A 20465-nucleotide genomic window follows, 5' to 3' on the forward strand; every position below is an offset into this window, starting at 1 on the left:
GACGCGAATCATGGTGTTCGAGTCATGGGTGACGTGGGGTAGGCGTGGCGGGGACCGGGCCACGCCCGGGTACCGGAGGGAGGCCGGGAGGCCTACTCCTCAGCACCCCGCTCAGGGACGTCATGGGTACGCTCTTCAGCCACTTTCAGCACCTCGTCGATGCTCTCAAGACTGAGCCGGTCCTCATGGGCGGCCGAGGCCGCGATGATCAGGTCGCCGCACAGCTCGATCTCGGCGAGGGCCACGTGGTCCTGAACTGCCGTACCGCCGACCGGAGCCACGTGCATCACCTCTTCCTGCCGTCATCGACTTCCTAGAGTAGGGAGCGGCCTACACACCGCGCATGGCACGGAAGGGCCATTTCCAGCCCCTCCCGGGAAGCTACCGCTCCGCTCCCGGGAATCTACTGCGCCGCGATCTTCCCGGCGAAGATGTCCTCGGCTTCCGGCAGCCGTACGTCGGCGGGGACCCCGAAGTCGAACAGCAGCGTCGTCGAGGCGACGGCGACAGTGCCCTTCTGCTGTCCGTTGACGAAGCTGAACCGGTGGCGGACCTTGCGCAGCCGCCCCTGGTCGTCGAGGTAGGCGTCGAACGGCACCTCGGCGGTGGCGAACCCTGTCGCCGCCGCCTTCAGAGCCTTCCGCTGCCCCTTCGACGCACTCTTCGCGGCGATGTCCAGGTCGGCGGTCCCGCGATAGTGCCGCACCGGCGTCCCGGCCACCTCGGTCTTCCCCACATACGTCGCCGCCCGCGCCCCGCGCAGCAGCTCGGCCGCCGCGTACGGGTCGGTGACGCCGCCCGTCACCAGGTTCCCGTCGGTGAGGCCGGCCGTTTCGACGCGGACCCACTTGTCGGCGGGCACGCCGGCGCCGCGGTTCTTCATGAACAGGGCCCCCGGTGCGAGGAGTTCGGTGATCGGCCGGTGCTCGTCGGTGCCGGCCGGGTCCTGCGGCAGCAGCACCTTGAGCTGCCCCATCTGAGCCTTGAAGTCGTACACGCCCTCGCCCCGGATGGTGACCCGGGTCCCGCCGGTGGCCATCTCCATGGACGTACGGGCCTTCGCACTGCCGGCCCGCTCCAGCGCGTCGGCGGCCCGGTGCAGCACCTCGACGGGGTCGGCACCGGAGCGGGCGTCCTCGGCAGCGGCCCCGCCGCCCGAACATCCCGTGACACACACCATCAGCCCCGCCGCGACGGCTGCGACAACCGCCCAGCCGGCCCGCCCTTCCTCCAGCGCCACCATCTCCTGCCGACCCCCAGCCGGTCCGTCCCGGGCCCTCCCTGTCGTTCCGGTTAACGACGAGTAGGGGCGCCCGTCACGCGACGGCGCTCCGTTCACTTGCCTTGGGTAACGTTGTCGGGGTGGCGCAGCAGGACGAGACCAACTCCTCCCCGGAACACCGGACAACGACGGTCGAACAGGGCCGCTTCTGCGTAGCCCGCTGCATCTGCGGCTGGAGAGGCCCTGCCCGCAGAGCCCGCAGCCTGGCCCGCGCGGACGCGCAGACCCACACCGGGAACCTGCTGACGTAGCCTTTCAGCCGCGGGCGGTCGTACCGCTGGACCTGCGCTGTAGCGATTCCGTGGCATTCGCCGGTGGAACCCTGGGGCCCGGGGACCCGTCTCGTTCCACGGAACCCACGGGAGGCGCACATGCAACGGCGTACGTTCATCGGCGGAGCCACCGCCGCACTCGCGGCGGCGACGACGTCCGCGTGCAACGGCAGCGACAGCAGCGGCCCCAAGGCCTCCGGTGCTTCGGAGACCACCGGCACCTCCATACGCACGGCCACCACCAGCACCCGCGCCGCCGCGAACTGGGCCGCCCTGTCGAGGGAGCTGGACGGCGCGCTGGTCCGCCCCGGAGACCGCAGCTGGCCGGCCGCGCACCAGCTCTACAACACGCGCTTCGACAGCCTGAAGCCCGCCGCCGTCGCCTACGTCGCCCACGCGGACGACATCCGCACCACCATGGACTACGCCCGCGCCCACGGCATCAAGGTGTCGATACGCAACGGCGGCCACTCGTACGCCGGTTGGTCCTCCGGCAACGGCCGCCTGGTCGTCGACGTCTCCAAGCTGAACAAGATACGGGCGTCCGCGAACGAGGCGGTCGTGGGAGCGGGATCGAAACTGATCGACGTCTACCGCGCCCTCGCCGCGAAGGGCGTGACCATACCGGCCGGTTCCTGCCCCACCGTCGGCGTCTCCGGACTGACGCTCGGGGGCGGCCACGGGGTCGTGTCACGGGCGTACGGGCTGACCTGCGACAGCCTCACCCAGGCGACGCTGATCACCGCCGACGGCAAGCAGCTCGTCGCGAACGCCTCCGAGAACAAGGACCTCTTCTGGGCCCTGCGCGGCGCCGGCAACGGCAACTTCGGCGTCGTCACCGAGCTGCGCTTCAGGACCCACCCCGCCCCACAGGCCGTCTCGGCGTACATGACCTGGCCCTGGGCCAAGGCCGCCGCCGTCATGAAGGCCTGGCAGGAGTGGGGGCCGGACCAGCCGGACGAGATCTGGTCCTCGTGCCATCTCGCGAACGCGGCCGGGGGCACACCCACGGTCTCCATCGCGGCGTTCTCCCTCGGCACCTACAGCGAACTCCAGAACGCCGTGGACCGCCTGGCCGACAAGATCGGCTCCCCCGCGCGCAGCGTCTCCCTCAAGAAGCGCTCGTACGAGGACTCGATGGAGGTGTACGCGGGCTGCTCCTCCTTCCCGACCGACGCCATGTGCCACCTCCCGGGTTCGACCCCGGGCCGCAGCGCCCAGGGCGCCCTCGGCCGCGAGACCTACGCGGCCCGCTCGGACTTCTTCGACCGCTCGATCTCGACGGCCGGCATCCAGACGCTCCTCAACCAGATCTCGTCGGTCCGAGGCGGCGCGGGCAGCATCGCCCTCACGGCACTGGGCGGCGCGGTCAACCGCGTCTCGCCCACCGCGACGGCCTTCGTGCACCGCCGCTCCCGCATGCTCGCCCAGTACATCGCCTCCTGGCAGGCGGGCACTTCGGGCACCACCGCCCAGTCCTGGCTGACCACCGCGCACAACGCGATGGCCCGGCACGCCTCGGGCGCCGCCTACCAGAACTACACGGACTCCACCCTCACCGACTGGCGCAAGGCGTACTACGGCGACGCGGCCGCCCGCCTCACAACCCTGAAGAGGCAGTACGACCCCAACCGCTTCTTCACGTTCCCGCAGGCGCTGTAGGCATACGTCATAGCTGTGGGATGCGTGCCGCTAGGGGCGGCACGGGTGGGCACAGCGGCACCCGCAAGCGCCGGGTTGCGCAGCCCACCCCCACGTCAACCCCGACGCCGGATTCCCGGCCGCTAGGCGGCGAGGTCCCGCTCCTCGGGCAGCTCCGCCCGAGCCCCGGGAATGAGCGCATCCTGCCCCGCGGGAGCCACCCCCCGCGCCCGGATCAGCCACCCGGCGCGCGGGGCCCGCTCCGCCGCCTTCATGACAGGCGTCAGCAACGCCATCGCCAGCGGCGACAGCAGCAGAGCGACCGCCGTACCGAGAGCGAACCCGCCGATGACGTCCGTCGGGTAGTGCACGCCCATGTACACCCGGCAGAAGCCTTCGAGCAGCGCGAGCCCTATCCCGGCCAGCCCGAACCTCCGGTTCGCCACGAACAACCCGACCCCCATCGCCATGGTGAGCGTCGCGTGATCGCTGACGAAGGAGAAATCGGTCTTGCCGGAGACCAGGACGTCCAGCCCCTGGTGGTCGACGAAGGGGCGGGGTCTTTCGACGAAGCCCCGTATCGGCACGTTCACCAGCACCGCGATGCCGGCGGCCAGCGGCGCCCACACCAAGGCGGCCACGGACGACGCGGCATCGCCACCACCGCGCCGCCGCACGGTCCACCAGCACCACAGCACCAGCAGGACCATGGCGAGCAGCATTCCGTACTCGCCCACGAACTCCACGCCCCGGTCGAACCAGTGCGGCGCGTCCTTGGCCAGGCCATTGATGTCGTAGAGCAGGTCGACGTCGGGGTTCGAACCGGATTCGGCGAGTCCAGCCATGGTGCTGCGGCCCCTTCGTCGTCTTTCCCGCGCGCGCACCCTTTCGTGCGCGGCTCGATCCACCCCCGTGGTCGTAGAACCGCTAGAACCGCGTCATAGATCAGCGCTACGTCAAAAGGAACGCACAGTCCCCTGTAATACGTTCCACCCTCCACGGAATGATCACGCAGACGTTATCGAAGAGAGACACATCTCCGCAGCTCAGGGGGCGCGTTCCCACAGGTTCACACAGAGGTGGGCAATGCTTTCGCGCCATCTTCGGTCACCCGGGTGGCCCCGAAGTAATCGGGGGTGTCGACGGGGTCGAAGCGAATCACGGCGCCCGGCCTCGGAGCGTCGATCATGTACCCGCCGCCCACATAGATCCCCACGTGCCGGATGGCCCGGGAGTCGGCGAGGTCGTCCGAGAAGAAGACCAGATCCCCGGGCAGCAGCTCCTCCCTCTTCGGGTGCGGCCCGGCGTTGTACTGATCGTTGGCGACCCGCGGCAGCTCGACTCCCACACTGTCGTACGCGGCCTTCGTCAGTCCCGAGCAGTCGAAGCGTCCGCCCTGGTCAGCGGTACCGTTGCCGCCCCACAGATAGGGCGTGCCGAGCTTCTTCTGCGCGTAGGTGATCGCCGCCGCGGCCTGCTTCGAGGGATCCACCCGGGTCACCGGCGCGGCGAAGCTCTTCGACAGCGTCGTGATCGTCTTCACATAGTTCTGGGTCTCCTTGTACGGCGGCACGCCTCCGTACTTGATGACCGCGTAGGCCCCCGCGTTGTAGGCGGCGAGCATGTTCTCGGTGACGTTCCCCGGCGCGTTCTTCACGTATGAGGCGAGCTGGCAGTCGTACGAAGCGGCTGACGGAATCGCGTCATTCGGATCCCATACGTCGCGGTCGCCGTCCCCGTCGCCGTCGACTCCATGAGTGGCCCAGGTCCCCGGGATGAATTGCGCTATCCCTTCCGCTTTCGCCGGACTCCTGGCATTCGGGTTGAACCCGCTCTCCTGATACAGCTGGGCGGCCAGCAGCGCGGGATTGATGGCACCGCACAGATTCCCCCACTTCTGTACGAGCGCCTGGTACGCGGCGGGTACGGCTCCCTTGGCGAGCGCGACCGCGCCTGAGCCCATCCCGTTGGCGAGGTTGCCTGCGATCATGTAGACGCCGACGACGAGCAGCATCACGAAGCTGATCCCCGCCCCGACGGCAGCGGTCGCTACGATCCATGCCTTACGCACCGTCAACCGCCCCTCGCCGCCCAGGAGTCCGCCGACCGTCAGTCTAGAGGCGGGCCCCGCGCCGCGGGACGATCACGCACAAGGAGAAACCGCACGTGGCGACCCCGCCCCCGCACTCGAACCCGCCCCAGGGCAACCCCTTTGCCCCACAAGGCGGTTACGCGCCAAACGGGGCCCAGGCGTATGGCCAGAACCCGTACGCGCAGAACACGGCAGCGCCGCACCAGAACCCGGCGTACGCCCAGACCGCCCCCGCAGCCCCCGCATACGGCCAGAATCCGTACGCCCCCGCGGGCGGCCCCGCCTACGCCGCCGCCCCGCCGCCCCTCACCCCCGGCTGCCGCATATGTGCCTCGCAGCCGGCCGGGGACATGACCATCCGTCAGCACACGGGCCTGCTGGTCGCGATGCGGTTCTCCAAGATGGAGGGCCCGTTCTGCCGTTCCTGTGCGACGGCGATCCACCGTGAGATGACGACGAAGACTCTGGCGGGCGGCTGGTGGAGCCCGGTGTCGCTGCTCCTGTTCACCCCCCTCACCCTCCTGTGGAACCTCTACGTCCGCACGAAGATCGGCAAGCTCCCGCACCCGGCGATGCCGTCCCCGACCGGGGTGGTCATGGACCAGGGCAAGCCGGTCCTCCAGCGCCCGCTGGCCTACGTGGTCCTGCTCCTGCCGCTGCTCTGGCTCGCCGTGTACATCTCCAACGAGGTCACGGGCTAGTCATGACGGCCTCGCGATAGAGCGCCGCGACCTCGTTCCCGAAGACGACGCTGTACGAGACGTCGTCGGTGTCGCCGCCCTGCTGGTGCCCGCCGATGACACCGACGACCTCCCCGTCGCCGTTCACCCAGGGACTGCCGCTCGTCCCTCCGGCGAACTCGGGGCACTCGATGCGCTGCTGCGTACGGCTGTGGACGGTGGGTTTGTTGGTGCAGATGATGGGCGTGCCGAGAGTGCTGGGGTACCCGGTGACGGTGACAGCGGTCGACCCGGTGGCACGCCCGGCCGCGAAGACGTTCCCACCCCCGACAACGTCCTCAACCCCCTTCCCGTCCTTCTCGGCGAGAACGGCGAAGGCGACATCGGTGTCCTCGTCCTGCTCGTTCGTCCACCCCTCGGGGACGACGGTCCCGGCGACCTCCCAATACCCGTACGGCGCCTGGCCGTCCCGGTACCCGGGCGCGAAGCGCAGGGTCCCTCCGCCGTCCACACAGTGCGCGGCGGTCACGATCAGATCCCGGCCGGCGCTGTGCACGACGGACGCGGTACAGAAGTGCCCGCCGCTCCCGTGGAACAGCGCGCCCACGCGCGCGCTCTGCGCGGTCGCGGCGGCGTGCACGGTCACCCCGAGTGGCCCGGGACCGGCGTCCGCGGCCGCCACGGAGGAGGACGTCACGGCCGCCACCAGCACGACTGCACCGAGCAGGGCGTGCCGACGGGTGCCGGGGGGACGGGTGGTGCGCTTCATCGCCCCTCACCTTGCCGCAGCCACGTGAGAGAAACGCCGAGCGCACACTAAAAGTCTCCTGTGAACCGCCCCCGCGGCGTCAGCCCCCGTACACCGGGAATCCGTCCGTCGCGACGTCGAACCTATGACACTCCGTCCACAGGAGCTTTCCACCCCTCGACGCCCCCAGCTCGCGCAGCACGGACACGCCCCACGCATCCGCGCAGGCCCGCACGAGATGCAGGCCAGTCGATCTACTACTCCAAGGGCCCGGTGCCTCCCCTCGATACCGTGAACCTGGACCAGTCCCACGGCCCGGTGTTCCTCGACTCCGAGGCCCAGCTCGACAAGTACCGCGTCCTGCTCGACCGTATGGAAGCCACGGCGCTGTCGCCCGCCCAGTCACGGGACTTCATCCACAAAGTCATCCAGGACCTGTGAAGGAAACCAAGATGCCCAAGCTCACCCGGCAGAAATCGTCCTACTGCGCCCAGGGCAACTCCTGCGTGCACGTAGCCACCGACAACGCAGCCGGAACGATCCATCTCACCGAAAGCAGCGACCCCACCGAAGCGATACTCACGGCCACCCCCATCGCCTTCCGTTCCCTCCTCCACACCCTCAAGAGCAAGGAACCGCACCGTGGCTGAAGTCCCCCCCAACCTCACCTGGGAACGCGCCGCCCCGCCCGACGCCACGGGCCCCGGCCCCTGGATCGAACTCGCCTTCGGCGACAACGACTTGGTCTACATCCGCGAGACCGGCGACCCCGAGAACGTCGTCACCACCACCCAGAAGAAGTGGGACGCGTTCGTCCTGGGCGTACAGGCAGGCGAGTTCGACCACTTCGTGGAGGGGCTGGACGACGGTGAAGGACAGGGAGTCCACTGAACCTCGCCCGTGAAGTGACCGTCGGGACCGCCCGCTTCTTGGCCAGTGTCGTACTTCCACGACCCGAGTAAAGGGCGGCCTACGGCCGTCGGCTGCGCCGATTCCGCTGCGCTCCACCCTTGACTCGGCCCGCTCCAGCACGGAGGAGAAGCGAGCGGGCGGCCCAGGGGTGAAGCCTCCCCGGGTAGGCCTGCGGCACCCGGGGGTGCGCAGTCACCCTCGGCTGCTGGAGCGCGGTCGCGCCTGGCCAGCACGCCGGGTGGGCTTAGCGACTGCGGGTGGTGGGTGGTTGTGGTGCGCCCTCGCTCCGCAGGGGCACGCCGGGTGGGCTTAGCGACTGACGGTCCGGGGGGCGGCTGGTAACTGGCGGTCGATGGGTGGGCGGCGGGGTGAGGGGTGACCTTTTGGCAGATTTGTGCCAGGCGTGGGCCCGTTGAGCAGGAGATATCGCCTCCCTCGCTGGCACAAATCTGCCAATCGTGCCCCCCGACAGGGGGAAGGACTACGGCTGGGCTGGGGCATCGACCAGCGCACACCCCTCCCCTCCCGCCGTCCGCAGACGACGAGGCCGCCCGGCGTGCTCCCACGAAGCGGACGCGCTCCCGGACTTCTGCACCGCGAAGTCGGGCTACGACGGCCCGACCGGCTGGGGCACCCCGGAGGGCGTCGCGGCCTTCACCGGCTGACCTCCGGGGAGCGGGGGGGGCCGCCGGCGGAACGTGGGGACCCCCCGGCGGCACCTGATGAACGGGTCGCGGCAACCAGCCGCGGCCCGTTTCGCCATGCCGAGAGGCGAGGGATAGCCTTTGGATCACCGGGCCGCCGGTCGGCGTCCACATCCCGCAGACGCGACGACCCGGAGAACATCGGCTCGACGGCCCGTCAGAAACGGGACGCGCGCTGGGCGTACATACGAGACGGGCGGGGCGTGCGCTTCGTAGAAGGGGTTAACGACGGAACCACACGACAGGTTCCGCTCCGACTTCATTGCCCGGCGTAACCTGCCGTGATACACAGAGTGACCATACGACCCCTCGCATACCGTCGCACGCCTCCCGCAGGGGTTCCGTGCACGCCGGTGACAAGGGTTCGTACGAAACCCGCCAATCAATGACGCCAAGTCGACATACGACAGCGCCATTGTCGGCGAGAATGGGCCCGACCTCTGCGCGCAGTGGCAGGGGGTGCAGAACTACCCACTAGGGGCGGTGACTTACATGCTTTTCGCAGCCGATAAGGGCGACATCACCACGATCATCGGCGGGATCGCTCCGGACTGGGGTCCCTTCGGCAGCCTGGGCAACGAAGCGAAGGTGATGATCGAGGTCGTGATGGCGGTCGCCATCCTGCTCTGCCTCGGCATCGCGATCTGGGGCGCGGCCAAGCAGCGCATCGGCGCGACCGCCCTCCGCGACACCTTCAGTGCCGAACAGGGCAAGGGCCTCATCATCGCGGGCCTCACCGGAGTCTTCATCATCGGATCGCTCGGCACACTCTTCACCATCGTGTACGGCATGGCTGTCTAGGCCCGGCCACGCCTGGCGCACCGTCAGTCCCCGGCCGGGCGCGCCCAGATCCTCTCCCTCCGACCCACCCGTCCGTCGTGCCCACCGGCTGAGGTTGCGTTTCCCTGATGTCGAGTCACCACACCGCGCCCGCGCGGGAACCAGCACGGCTACCGTCGTACTACTTGGTTCAGCGAGAGGTTGAGGGGGCGTACGCGACATGAGTCTCGGTGACGAACCCGGCTACGGCGACGCCTCGCGCGGCGAGGACGGGGGGTACGGCGGCTCCGGCCAGACCCGGACCCGCCTTCCCGACCGCCCCGGCGACGTCTACGGCGGCGCCCGTCGCGGGCGGTCCTCCTCCCGGAGCCTGGTCACGGTCGTCGGCGTCGTCGTCCTCCTGATCGCCGCGATCGCCTTCGCGAACCGTGGAGGGGACGATTCCTCTTCGGGCAACGGAGGCAGCGACAAGGCGAAGACCTCACCTACGGCGGCGTCGGGGACGCGTCCGGTGGAGTCGAAGACGGCGGGCATCCCGTCGGGGTTCGCGCAGAGCGAGCAGGGGGCGCAGAGCGCGGCGACCAACTATGGGGTGGCGCTCGGCTCGACCGGCATGTTCAACACGGCCCAGCGTCACGCGATCGTCGACGCCGTGTACGCACCCGATGTCGCCGCCGCGCGACAGCCGGACCTCGACAAGGCGTACTCCAGCGAGAAGTTCCTGACCAACATCGGGCTGAACAAGGACGGCTCGGCGCCCGCCGGGCAGACCTTCATCTCGCGGATCATCCCCGTGGGCACCAAGGTCACGGCCTCCAGCGCCGACAGCGCCACGGTCGAGCTCTGGTACACGTCGCTCTTCGGCCTCTCCGGCGAGGGGTCCACGAACCCCGTATCCGAGAGCTGGTACACGACGACTTACCAGATGAAGTGGATCAACGAGGACTGGAAGGTCACCGACTTCACTCAGAAGGACGGGCCGGTGCCGGTCGGCCGCGACCAGAAGGCCTCCACCGCCGACGACATGACCAAGGCTGTCGAGGAGTACGGAGGGTTCACCTATGCCCGCTAACCATCGCGTACTCAAGCTGATCGGCGCCGTGGCAGTGGTGCAGTCGGCTGCCGTCCTGCTCGCCACCAAGGCTCTCGCGGCCCCCAGCCCCACTCCGAGCAGCGACCCGTGCGCACTGGTCCGTGGTCCCGCCAAGAAGTACTGCGAAGGCGACAGCGGCAGCAAGGGCACCGGAGGCAGCCTCGATCCCACCTCCACCCTCGACCCCCTCTCCTCCCTCGCCAAGGGTTGTGCCGACGCCGCCTCCTGGACCATCGACAAGCTCTCCGCCGCCGTCAACGACACGGCGAACGTCGACTTCACGAACCCCAAGTTCCTGCAGCAGTACGCCGTCGTCTTCGCGGCGTCGACGATCCTGACCCTGCTCCTGTGGCTGCTGGCGGTGGCGAAGAGGGCGGTGCGGGGCGTCCCGCTCACCACCGCGCTGTCGGAGGCGATCGGGTTCCTGTGGCTCACGGTGCTGGCGTCGGCCTTCACCCCGCTGATCCTCTACACCGTCGTCTCGGCGACGGACGGTGTCACCGAGGTCCTCGCCAAGACCACCGGCAACCAGACGGACACCTTCTTCGGGACGTTCTCCGGCGCGCTGGGCAAGGGCGAGAACATCGGCGGCGGCCCGATCATGCTGATCGTCGTGTCGCTGGTGTCGATCCTCGCGGCGGGTGTGCTGTGGCTGGAGCTGGTGATCCGGGCCGCGCTGCTCTACGTCGGAGCGCTGCTCGGGACCGTCGTCTACGCGGGTCTGGTCGACAAGAACCTGTGGGGCCATGTCCGCCGCTGGGCGGGCATCATGATCGCGGTGATCCTGGTGAAGCCGGTGATCGTGATCGTGCTGGGGCTCGCCGGGGCGCTGTCCACCGACAGCGGCCCGGACGCCTTCTCCGCCGTCGTCTCCGGCCTCGCCATCATCCTGCTGGCCATCTTCGCCAGCGCGATGATCTACCGCTTCGTACCGGGCTTCGGCGACGAGATCGCCAACTCCCGCAACAACCGCATCATGCAGGGCGCCGAGAGCAAGGCCGCGGCCGTGATCAGCTCCCCGGCCACCCTGGTCGCGCAGGGCATCAAGACCCACAGCTCCCGCGCCGACAACAACGGCGGCGGAGGCGGAGGCAACCAGCCCCGCCCCGCCAACCCCGCGTCCGGCGGTGTGGCCGCGCACAGTACCCGTACGGCGAACGGAGGCGGCGGATCTGTCCCCTCCGCCGCACCGCCACCGCGGACCAGCCCGGCCGACACCCCGCACGCGAGCAACGCCCGCAACAGCAGTACCAACCGCAGGGGAGGTGAAGGGCGTTGACGACCGAGTCCCACGTGTCCCATCCGGTCACGCCCCGCCGTACATATCTGATCGGCCGCGCCCGGCCGAACGCGATCGTCGGCCGGAATCGTGAATCCGGCGAGATCGCGCTGATCATCGCGGGCGCGTTCCTCGGCATGATGTGCGGTCTGCTCGTCCCCGTCCTGTCCCTGCGGATCGTCTTGCTCATGGGCTTCCCGCTCCTTGCGCTGGCCGCGGTGTACGTCCCGTACAAGCGCCGTACGTTCTACAAGTGGTTCGAGATCAACCGCAGTTACAAGCGGACCCTGCGCCAGGGGACGGCGTACCGGTCGCACGTCATGGAGGCGGGTACACGCCTCGACGGCCGTGAGGTCGAGATCGGACCGCCACCCGGTATCGGCCGCATCTCGTGGCTCGCGGCGCCCTTCGGCCCGGACGAGATCGCCGTGCTCCTGCACGCCGACCGCCGCACGGTCACCGCGGCGATCGAGATCGAAGGCCCCGGCGTCGGCCTGCGTGACAGTGAGGACCAGGAAGCTCTCGTCGACCGCTTCGGGACCCTCCTCAAGCACGTCGCGAACGGCGACGGTTTCGTCACCCGGCTGCAAATGCTCGCGCGCACCCTGCCCGCCGACCCGGACGCACACGCCAAGGACGTCGCCGTACGAGGGGACGATCGGGCCCCCGGCTGGCTGCAGCAGTCGTACGACCAACTCCAGTCCATGGTCTCCACGAGCAGCGAGCAGCACCGGGCGTATCTCGTCGCGTGCATGCAGTACTCGCGCGAACTCGCCGCCGAGGCACAGGCGATGGCGCGGGCGGCGCGGCCCCAGGGCGGCAAGAAGCTCGACCGGGACGCGGGCCTCGCCGTCGTCATGGCGCGCGAGCTCACCGACATCTGCTCCCGGCTCCAGGAAGCCGACATCCGCGTACGGCAGCCGCTCGGTCAGGGGCGGCTCGCCTCCCTCGTGCACTCGATGTACGACCCGGACCACCCGATCGACCACATCCAGGCGATGACGAAACGCAACGCCTGGCCCGCCGAGCTGGACGCCATGGAGCCCACGTACCTCCAGGCGAAGACCCGCGAGTCCTCCACCCGCGCCCCCTGGTGCCACGCCACGGCCTGGGTGAAGGAGTGGCCGATGACCCCGGTGGGCGTCAACTTCCTCGCCCCGCTGCTCGTCCACACCCCGGACGTGATCCGGACCGTGGCCGTCACGATGGACCTCGAACCCACCGAGGTCGCCATCGAGCGCATGCTGACGGAGAAGACGAACGACGAGGCCGAGGCCAGCCGCGCCGCCAAGATGAACCGCACCGTGGACCCGCGCGACGTCGCCTCGCACAACCGCCTGGATCAGCGGGGTGAGGATCTCGCCAGCGGCGCCGCCGGCGTGAACCTCGTCGGCTACATCACGGTCTCCGCCCGCTCGCCGGAAGCCCTCGCGCGCGACAAGCGGACGATCCGCGCCTCGGCCGGCAAGTCGTATCTGAAGCTGGAGTGGTGCGACCGCGAGCACCACCGCGCCTTCGTCAACACACTGCCGTTCGCCACCGGAATCCGCAGGTAGGGGCTGATGTTCTGATGCGGGATCCGCTGTCCGCCGCCACGGACGCCTTCACGTCCTTCCTCTTCGGCAAGGTCGAGACGACCCGCCTCCCCGTGCGCACCTCCACGGGCCAGGCCCAGGCGGTCTACCTGCCGACCGCTGCGCCCGGCCTCGGCGACTCCGGCGTCATCATCGGACGCGAGGTGTACTCCGGGAAGGGGTACATCTACGACCCCTTCCAGCTGTACGGGCAGCAGCTGCCGGCCCCGCACTGGCTGGTCCTCGGCGAGTCCGGCAACGGCAAGTCGGCCCTGGAGAAGACGTACGTCCTCCGTCAGTTGCGCTTCCGCGACCGCCAGGTCGTCGTCCTCGACGCACAGGGCGAGGACGGCGTCGGCGAATGGAACCTGATCGCGGAGGAGCTGGGAATAACTCCCATCCGGCTCGACCCGACCGCGGCACTCGACATGGGCATCCGCCTCAACCCGCTCGACCCGGCGATCACGACGACGGGCCAGCTGGCGCTGCTCCGGACGATCATCGAGGTCGCGATGGGCCATGGCCTCGACGAGCGCTCGGGCTTCGCCCTGAAGGTCGCGCACGCGTACGTGAACGAGACGATCGTCGAGCGCCAGCCGGTGCTGATGGACATCGTCGAGCAGCTACGGCACCCCGAACCGGAGTCGGCCGAGGCGATGAACGTCGCCGTAGACGACGTACGGGCGTGGGGCCTGGACGTGGCGCTGGTCCTGGACCGCCTGGTCGACGGTGACTTGAGGGGCATGTTCGACGGTCCGACGACGGTCGGCATCGACCTCGACGCGCCCCTCATCGTCTTCGACCTGTCGCACATCGACCGCAACTCGATCGCCATGCCGATCCTGATGGCGATCGTGGGCGTGTGGCTGGAGCACACATGGATCCGCCCCGACCGGAAGAAGCGCATCTTCCTGGTCGAGGAGGCATGGCACATCATCAACAGCCCCTTCGTGGCCCAACTCTTCCAGCGCCTGCTGAAGTTCGGCCGCCGGCTGGGCCTGTCCTTCGTGGCGGTGGTCCACCACTTGTCCGACGTGGTCGACGGCGCGGCGGCGAAGGAGGCCGCGGCGATCCTGAAGATGGCGTCGACAAGGACGATCTACGCCCAGAAGGCGGACGAGGCGCGGTCGACGGGCCGGGTGCTGGGCCTGCCCAGGTGGGCGGTCGAGATCATCCCGACGCTGACCCCCGGCATCGCGGTCTGGGACGTCAACGGCAATGTCCAGGTGGTGAAACACCTCATCACCGAGACCGAGCGCCCCCTCGTCTTCACCGACCGCGCCATGACCGAGTCCTCCGCGGACCTCCTCTCCGACGACGCGCTGCGCGCCGCGGAGTTGGAGGCGGAGGAGCGGGCTGCGGCCTTCGTGGAACAGCACCTCAGCGATCTCGACGACTCCTCCGAGTCCACGGTGGCCTGAGAGGTGGCGTGAGATGAGACAGGACCAGCGTGACGGGCGTCGCGAAGGGGAAGGCGGCATCCCCGACGGGCTGTTGGTCGGGGTACTGGCCTTCCTCCTCGGCATGACGCTGATGGTGTGGACGGCCACGGGGCTCGCGGCTTGGTTCGCCCGGGGCGCCTGGCCCGACGCGGTCACCTTCTCGCACACCCCCCTGGCCATGCGCCACCTGATCGGCCGGCCGCACGACATCACGGGAGCCTGGCCCGACACCCCCGCGACCCAGTTGTCCGGCTACGGGCTCTTCTGGGGCCTGTTCATCGGCCAGTTGATGCTGCTGCTGGTCCTGACGGTGTTCGTGATGGGGACGGTGGCGCGGTGGAGAGCGGGAAGGACGAGACGGCGGGCGGAGGCCGGCAAGGCGATAGGTGCACCGCGGCAAGGGAGAGAGCCGCAGTCGCCGGCGACCTCCCAGCCGACGACTGCCATTTCGACGGCTTCCTCGGCACCTGAAGGTGAACGGGTGGGTGGGTGGGAAACCGCTCGCGCCGCAGGCGCGGCGCCGCAACCGACAACGGCGCCGCAGCCGACGGCTCCTTCGGCAACTGACGGTGAACGGGCGGACGGGTGGGAAAACACCCGTGTCGAAGGCGCGGTCCTGCCGACGGTGGCGGCGCGGCCCCTGGAACAAAGCGAACGCGCGGCCGGGTGGGCATCACGCGCCGCGGGGACCGTCATCCTCGCCCCCGCCGAAGCCCGCCACACCACCGCCACCCAAGCCGTCCGAGACGCCGAGGGCCCAGTCCTGGTCATCACCTCGAACCCCAGAACCTGGTCGGAGACGAAGGACGCCAGAGCCAAGCTGGGCCCAGTCCTCCTCTACGACCCCTCGCACCTGTGCGACACCCCGGCCCGCCTCCACTGGTCCCCGGCAACGGGCTGTGAGGACAAGGCAACGGCGGCGGCAAGAGCGGCCGCGATCCTGGCTCCCGTACGCCCCACCGCCAAGGTCGACCAGGCCATGGCAGACGCTGCGGAAACGCTCCTGCGCAGCTATCTCCACGCCGCCGCCGTGGAGGGCAAGCCCTTCCGCCACGTCCACCGCTGGGCCCAGGGCACCCAGGTACAGGACGCCGTACGAGCCCTCCGTACGCACCCCAAGGCCGCATCCGGCGCTGCGGGCGAGCTCGAGGCCGCCCTCACCTCGCATCCCGAACGCCGCGACATCGCCCAGGAGTTGACGGCCCGCGCCCTCTCCTCGCTCTTCACCGTAAATGTCCGCGAAGCCTGCACTCCGAACCGAAATGACAGCCTCGCCTTGGATTCCTTCGTCTACGAAGGGGGCACGCTTTATGTGGTCGGTGAACCCATCGAGGACCCCAAGGCGAACCCCGGCGCGATGCCGCTCCTGACGGCCCTCGCCTCAAGCGTGGTCGAGCGCGGCCGGCGCATGGCCGAACGGTCATCCTCCGGTCGCCTCGACCCACCACTCACCCTTGTCCTGGACGACGTGGCGGCCGTGGCCCCGCTCCCCCAGCTCCCGGACCTCCTGACCAGCGGAGCGAACCGGGGTCTCCCGACCCTCGCCCTGCTCCGCTCCCAGGAGCAGGCCAGGTCCCGCTGGCCCCAGTACGAACTCCCGGTCTGACCGAGGACAAGGGCGAGGACAAGGGCGAGGGCCAGGCAGGACCAGGCAGGACCAGGCAGGACCAGCTCCAGGCGAGGCTCACGCGAGAGCTAGACGCCCCGCGAGCTCCCCCGAGTGATCACGAACTCCAGCTCCAGCTCCCCCGGCGCCCCCGGCACCTCCACGGTCTCCCCGGTCGGCACGAACCCCGCCTTGCGGTAGAACGCCTCGGCGCGACCGTTCTTCTCGTGCACGAACAGCCGTACGCGATCGAGCCCGATCCCCCAGGACCACTCAAGGGCGGCGTCGAACAGCGCCCGGGTCACCCCGGCCCCGCTCCCCCGGTGCTCGGGCCGTACGAAAACCCCCACCAGATGCCCCTGGCTCCGCTGGATCACGGTCCCGAAGGGGTCCTGCGACCCGGCCTCCTCGACCAGCACGGTCACGGACCCGACCCACTCCCCGTCCTCACCCACGGCGACGAACTGCTGCCGCTCGGTCGTCCCCACCGCGGCCCCCGCGGCACGCTCCCGCCAGAACGCGTCGGGCTTGGCGGCGGCCTCCTCGTACGTCTCCAGGAACGCGAGATGAGCGACGGGGTCCCGCAGGGCGACGAGCCGGAGCTCCTTCACCTTGGCCCACTCGTCGGAACATATGGAACGGATCACATGCTTCATGGGGGTCACCGTAATACGCGCGTACGACATCACCCACCGGTTATCCACCCTGCCTACGCCCGCCGTCCGGGCCCCCGTCATGCTCTTCCCTGAACGCACATTGATCCAGGGGAGAAAGCCGCATGACCAAGGTCCAACTAGAGGAACTCCGCGAGGTCATCCACCCTGCGGGCAAACTGGACAGCAGGGCGGAGCACTGGGCCGGCCGCCTCTACATGCGTGCGCTCTCGCTGCGGGTGACCCGCCTGATGCTGGGCACGCGCTTCTCGCCGAACCAGATCACGACGGTGATGGTCTTCGCGGGCGTACTCTCCGGAGTCGCCCTGGTCCTGCCGGGCCTCGGCGGCGCCGTACTCTCCGTCGTCTTCATGCAGCTGTACCTGCTGCTGGACTGTGTGGACGGCGAAGTGGCCCGCTGGCGCAAGCAGTTCAGCCCGCTCGGGGTCTACCTGGACCGCCTCGGCGCCTACCTCGCCGACGCCGCCGTCATGGTCGGCATGGGCATCCGAGCGTCCGAACTCGGCCTGGACCCCTACCTGGTGGCCGGCCTCGCGGCGGCCATCGGCGTACTGCTCCTGAAGTCGTCCTCCGACCTCGTCCACGTGGCCCGCTCCGACAGCGGCATGGAGAAGGCCACCGACCAGTCCGTCGTTCCGCGCTCCAGCGGCCTCGCCCGGGTCCGCCGCCTCGCCTCGGCCGTCGGCCTCCACCGCCTGGTCAACGGCATCGAGTGCACCCTGTTGCTGCTCGTCACCGCGATCGTCGACCTGGCGCTCGGCGACCTGACGGCGACGAAGATCGCGACCGTGGCCGTAACGGCGATCGTGTGGCTCCTCGTCCCGGCCCACATCGTCTCGATCGTCGCGTCGTCCCGCCTGAAGTAGCCCTCCCCAAGGGAATGGCCCCCACTCCCGATAGGAGTGGGGGCCGACGTACGTCACTCAGTCGTCGTCATCCAGGTCTGCCGCCTGATCATTGGGCACAGCCCCGTACAGATCATGCCGAGGCTCCGGCATCACGGAGTCCTTGCCCCGCACGCTTTTCCAGATCGCCTCGTTGAAGGTCCGCTCGTCGATCTGGTCCTCCTTGGTGAGGTCCTGTTTCGCGGACACCTTCGCCATCGGCGAATTGACGGTGTTCACAGCGGCCAAATCGGTGGACGGCTTCACGGCGTCGTATGCATCCGCATTCGGCCTCGCTGTGAACGAGTTCACCATCGGTGTCGCGTACGCGTCGAACTGCGTCATCGGCGACAGCCCGAGCAGCAGCTCGATCGTGCGCACCATGGACGCGGTGCTGTAGAAGGTCGAGTCGACCCGCCCGGTCTGTGTGTACGGGCTGATGACCTGCGAAATCGTCCGGTGGGCGTCCACATGGTCGGGCCCGTTCTGCGCGTCGTCCTCGGTCACGAAGATCGCGGTCGACTTCCAGAACTTCGAGTGCGAGACCTCGTCGACCAGCTGCCCGAGCGCCCAGTCGTTGTCGGCGACATACGCCTGCGGCGTCGGCAGGCCGGCCTTGGTCCCAGAGGTGTGATCGTTCGGCAGCCGCACCATCTCGAAGGCGGGCAGCTCCCCGCTCGCCTCGTACCCCTGGAACTCCTTCTTCCACTCTTCGATCCGCGGGCTGCCACAGGTCGTGCCGCGGGCGGGGAAGGTGTTCGCCGAGTCGGGGCAGCTGAGGTTGTACGGCCCGAAGTCATGGTCGGTGCCGGTGTTCAGCACCGGATCCTGGGCCGAAGCCTTCCCTGCCGCGTCGGCATTCACGTAGAACCCGTAGTTGCGGAAGCTGACGCCCTTGTCCGCGAGTCGCTGCCAGATGTAGGCGTGCTCCGGGTCCTTGTTGGGCGCGATGGCGGGGTCGCCGTTCTCGGACGGATACGAGTGATTGCGCCCGGAGTAGTTGGCGGGCCATCCCTGCTCGCTGTACGGGTTGGAGTTGGCGGCAACGGTCCAGTTCCACCCCTGCGCGCTCACCTCCGCGTCCGCGTAGAAGTTGTCCAGTGTCACGAACCGCTTCTGCAGCGCACGGGCGTTGGGCGCGGAGTCGTCCCCGAAGAGATTGAGCGAAGCGTCTCCATTGCCCCGCCCCAGCGAGCCGAACTCCTGGTCGTATGTCCGGTTCTCCTTGACCACGTAAATGACGTGCTTGATCGGCGACTTCTCGCCGACCCGCCGGGGCACGACCGCCCCGCTCGCCCGTGGACTGTCCTGCTGCTCGAACCCGTTGTTGGCGACGACGGTCCGCGTCCACCGCCGCAACTGCTTCTGCCCGCCGTCGAGTCCGATGGTCGACAGCGTGCCCTGCATCATCGATCCCGAGTACTGGTCGGGCGAAGTAGGTGCGGTGGAGGTGGGATTGGGGTACCCAGGCCCATTGTTCGGCCCGGCGCCCAGCCCTTTCGCGTTCGTGACGTACAGCTTCCCGTCGTGCGCGATGACCGCCGTCGGGTACCAGGCGGTCGGGATGAGCCCCTCCGTCTTCCCGTCCCGCAGATCCACAACAGCGATGTCGTTGTTCCCGGAGTTGGCGACGTAGAGCCGCCGCCCGTCCTCGGACAGCGCGAGCGCGTCGGGATTGCTGCCGACGGGCGCGTGCCGGTAGGGAGCGAGCCCGATGGTCCGAGCGACCCTGCGCGTCCTGGCGTCGATGACGCTGGCCTGGTCGCTGTCCCCATTGGCTACGTAGAGGGTGTCCCCTTCGGCGTCGGCGATGACGGCGTTGGGATGCGTCCCCACCTTGATGGAGTCCGTCTGCACGGGAGCCGATCCGCCGACATCCAGCACGCTGACGGTGTTCCCGCCCTGGTTGCTGACATACGCGGTCTTCCCGCCATCGATGAGAGCGACGGCGTACGGATCGTGCCCCACGGCGGTGGTGGCCATGGTGCCCTCACCGAGATTCACCACGGTCACCGCGTCCGCGAGACGGTCGGCCACGACGAGCCGCTTTCCGTCGGGCGTCACGGCGATCCCGGCCGGATACATGTTCACGGCCTGCCCGTCGGGGTTCTTCGTCGGCAGCTTGATGGGGTCCTTCTCCGTCAGCCGCCCGTCCACCACGTCGTAGGTGTGGATGATCTCGCGGCCGCCCCCACTGGCGTACGCACGCTTGCCGTCGGGACTGAAGGCGAGCCCGGTGAAGATCGCCGCGGGGCTCTTGTACGAGATGGTCTGCACGACCTCCGAGTCGTCGGGGTCGACCACCTGGAGGGACTGGGTGCCCTGACCGGCGTTGCTCACCAGGAGCATGCTTTTGTCGGGCGACAGCACAGCGTTGAGTGGGAGGTTTCCGAGCCGGGCCTGGTGGCCGGCGGGGGTGACTTTGTATCCGACGGGGGTGATGGCCGTTCCATTGTCCTTCGGGCCTGCGGTGCCCTGCCCGCCCGCGGCCGCGAGAGCGACGGCGGCCCCGGTGGCGAGAACGGCGGTACCTGCCAGCACAGTGACAACTCGACGTCTGTTTCTGCGTCTCAGGACCATGACTCACGACGGTGGCGCGAGGGCATGACGAGAAAGGGCACTGTGGTTGACGTGCACATGACTGCACGGTGAACGCGAAAAAGCCCCAACTCCGGGTGCATACCCAAGAGTTGAGGCTTCTTCTCAAAATTAGTTCGGCGGCGTCCTACTCTCCCACAGGGTCCCCCCTGCAGTACCATCGGCGCTGTAAGGCTTAGCTTCCGGGTTCGGAATGTAACCGGG

General features: G+C 69.0%; 21 protein-coding genes and 1 rRNA gene. 14 read left to right on the forward strand and 8 right to left on the reverse strand.

Annotated features, from left to right (window positions below; genetic code table 11):
- Positions 1–92 precede the first annotated feature (92 nt).
- On the reverse strand, positions 93–287 hold the full coding sequence (locus ACZ4RZ_RS34580) for a hypothetical protein (protein WP_467750725.1): 195 nt from the start codon (positions 285–287) through the stop codon (positions 93–95).
- A gap of 116 nt (positions 288–403) precedes the next feature.
- Complete coding sequence (locus ACZ4RZ_RS34585) at positions 404–1243, reverse strand: SCO4651 family lipoprotein (RefSeq protein WP_467750727.1); 840 nt, start codon at positions 1241–1243, stop codon at positions 404–406.
- Positions 1244–1362: 119 nt separating this feature from the next.
- On the opposite strand from ACZ4RZ_RS34585, the gene ACZ4RZ_RS34590 reads away from it, so the two are divergent.
- Together ACZ4RZ_RS34590 and ACZ4RZ_RS34595 are read left to right on the forward strand one after the other, a co-directional pair.
- A complete protein-coding gene (locus ACZ4RZ_RS34590) occupies positions 1363–1533 on the forward strand; it encodes a hypothetical protein (RefSeq protein ID WP_467750728.1) in 171 nt (56 codons plus the stop codon).
- A gap of 120 nt (positions 1534–1653) precedes the next feature.
- Complete coding sequence (locus ACZ4RZ_RS34595) at positions 1654–3216, forward strand: FAD-binding oxidoreductase (protein ID WP_467750730.1); 1563 nt, start codon at positions 1654–1656, stop codon at positions 3214–3216.
- A gap of 122 nt (positions 3217–3338) precedes the next feature.
- Here ACZ4RZ_RS34595 and ACZ4RZ_RS34600 read toward each other — a convergent pair whose 3' ends face one another.
- Positions 3339–4040, reverse strand: a complete 702-nt coding sequence (locus ACZ4RZ_RS34600; protein WP_467750731.1) for a phosphatase PAP2 family protein — start codon at positions 4038–4040, stop codon at positions 3339–3341.
- A 224-nt stretch (positions 4041–4264) separates the two neighbouring features.
- On the reverse strand, positions 4265–5272 hold the full coding sequence (locus ACZ4RZ_RS34605) for a C40 family peptidase (RefSeq protein WP_467750733.1): 1008 nt from the start codon (positions 5270–5272) through the stop codon (positions 4265–4267).
- An 89-nt stretch (positions 5273–5361) separates the two neighbouring features.
- On the opposite strand from ACZ4RZ_RS34605, the gene ACZ4RZ_RS34610 reads away from it, so the two are divergent.
- Entirely contained in the window at positions 5362–5988 is a 627-nt protein-coding gene (locus ACZ4RZ_RS34610) for a hypothetical protein (RefSeq protein ID WP_467750734.1), read from the forward strand.
- Here ACZ4RZ_RS34610 and ACZ4RZ_RS34615 read toward each other — a convergent pair.
- The gene (locus tag ACZ4RZ_RS34615; RefSeq protein WP_467750736.1) at positions 5978–6736 is read right to left on the reverse strand and encodes a trypsin-like serine peptidase; all 759 of its coding nucleotides are present in this window, start codon (positions 6734–6736) and stop codon (positions 5978–5980) included. The two genes, ACZ4RZ_RS34610 and ACZ4RZ_RS34615, sit on opposite strands and share 11 nt — an antisense overlap.
- A 270-nt stretch (positions 6737–7006) precedes the next feature.
- Between ACZ4RZ_RS34615 and ACZ4RZ_RS34620 the strand changes: the two genes are divergently transcribed.
- The 10 genes from ACZ4RZ_RS34620 (at position 7007) to ACZ4RZ_RS34665 (ending at position 16105) form a co-directional block, all read left to right on the forward strand.
- A complete protein-coding gene (locus ACZ4RZ_RS34620) occupies positions 7007–7156 on the forward strand; it encodes a Scr1 family TA system antitoxin-like transcriptional regulator (RefSeq protein WP_467750737.1) in 150 nt (49 codons plus the stop codon).
- An 11-nt stretch (positions 7157–7167) separates the two neighbouring features.
- Positions 7168–7365 (forward strand): DUF397 domain-containing protein, encoded by a 198-nt coding sequence (locus tag ACZ4RZ_RS34625; protein ID WP_467750739.1) that lies wholly within the window; start codon positions 7168–7170, stop codon positions 7363–7365.
- Positions 7358–7606: a DUF397 domain-containing protein gene (locus ACZ4RZ_RS34630; protein WP_467750740.1), complete on the forward strand. Its 249-nt coding sequence runs from the start codon at positions 7358–7360 to the stop codon at positions 7604–7606. Before ACZ4RZ_RS34625 ends, ACZ4RZ_RS34630 begins: the two co-directional genes overlap by 8 nt.
- 479 nt (positions 7607–8085) lie before the next feature.
- A complete protein-coding gene (locus tag ACZ4RZ_RS34635; protein WP_467750764.1) occupies positions 8086–8292 on the forward strand; it encodes a hypothetical protein in 207 nt (68 codons plus the stop codon).
- Between the two features lie 531 nt (positions 8293–8823).
- Positions 8824–9132, forward strand: a complete 309-nt coding sequence (locus ACZ4RZ_RS34640) for a hypothetical protein (protein WP_028804304.1) — start codon at positions 8824–8826, stop codon at positions 9130–9132.
- A gap of 199 nt (positions 9133–9331) precedes the next feature.
- Complete coding sequence (locus ACZ4RZ_RS34645; RefSeq protein WP_467750741.1) at positions 9332–10183, forward strand: hypothetical protein; 852 nt, start codon at positions 9332–9334, stop codon at positions 10181–10183.
- Positions 10173–11483 carry a hypothetical protein gene (locus ACZ4RZ_RS34650; protein ID WP_467750742.1) on the forward strand — a complete coding sequence of 437 codons (1311 nt, stop codon included), beginning with the start codon at positions 10173–10175 and terminating at the stop codon, positions 11481–11483. Before ACZ4RZ_RS34645 ends, ACZ4RZ_RS34650 begins: the two co-directional genes overlap by 11 nt.
- A complete protein-coding gene (locus tag ACZ4RZ_RS34655; protein ID WP_467750744.1) occupies positions 11480–13039 on the forward strand; it encodes an SCO6880 family protein in 1560 nt (519 codons plus the stop codon). The genes ACZ4RZ_RS34650 and ACZ4RZ_RS34655 overlap by 4 nt, the downstream gene beginning before the upstream one ends.
- Before the next feature lie 14 nt (positions 13040–13053).
- Entirely contained in the window at positions 13054–14478 is a 1425-nt protein-coding gene (locus ACZ4RZ_RS34660; RefSeq protein WP_467750746.1) for an ATP-binding protein, read from the forward strand.
- A 13-nt stretch (positions 14479–14491) separates the two neighbouring features.
- A complete protein-coding gene (locus ACZ4RZ_RS34665) occupies positions 14492–16105 on the forward strand; it encodes a type IV secretory system conjugative DNA transfer family protein (protein WP_467750747.1) in 1614 nt (537 codons plus the stop codon).
- Between the two features lie 89 nt (positions 16106–16194).
- On the opposite strand, the gene ACZ4RZ_RS34670 is transcribed toward ACZ4RZ_RS34665, so the two are convergent.
- Positions 16195–16761 (reverse strand): GNAT family N-acetyltransferase, encoded by a 567-nt coding sequence (locus ACZ4RZ_RS34670; RefSeq protein ID WP_467750749.1) that lies wholly within the window; start codon positions 16759–16761, stop codon positions 16195–16197.
- Between the two features lie 122 nt (positions 16762–16883).
- Between ACZ4RZ_RS34670 and ACZ4RZ_RS34675 the strand changes: the two genes are divergently transcribed.
- A complete protein-coding gene (locus ACZ4RZ_RS34675; protein ID WP_467750750.1) occupies positions 16884–17645 on the forward strand; it encodes a CDP-alcohol phosphatidyltransferase family protein in 762 nt (253 codons plus the stop codon).
- A gap of 57 nt (positions 17646–17702) precedes the next feature.
- On the opposite strand, the gene ACZ4RZ_RS34680 is transcribed toward ACZ4RZ_RS34675, so the two are convergent.
- Positions 17703–20204, reverse strand: a complete 2502-nt coding sequence (locus ACZ4RZ_RS34680; protein ID WP_467750752.1) for a beta-propeller fold lactonase family protein — start codon at positions 20202–20204, stop codon at positions 17703–17705.
- A 171-nt stretch (positions 20205–20375) separates the two neighbouring features.
- Positions 20376–20465, reverse strand: a 5S ribosomal RNA gene (gene rrf, locus ACZ4RZ_RS34685); the annotation flags it as partial.

It is taken from the genome of Streptomyces sp. NPDC027189 (assembly GCF_055566975.1).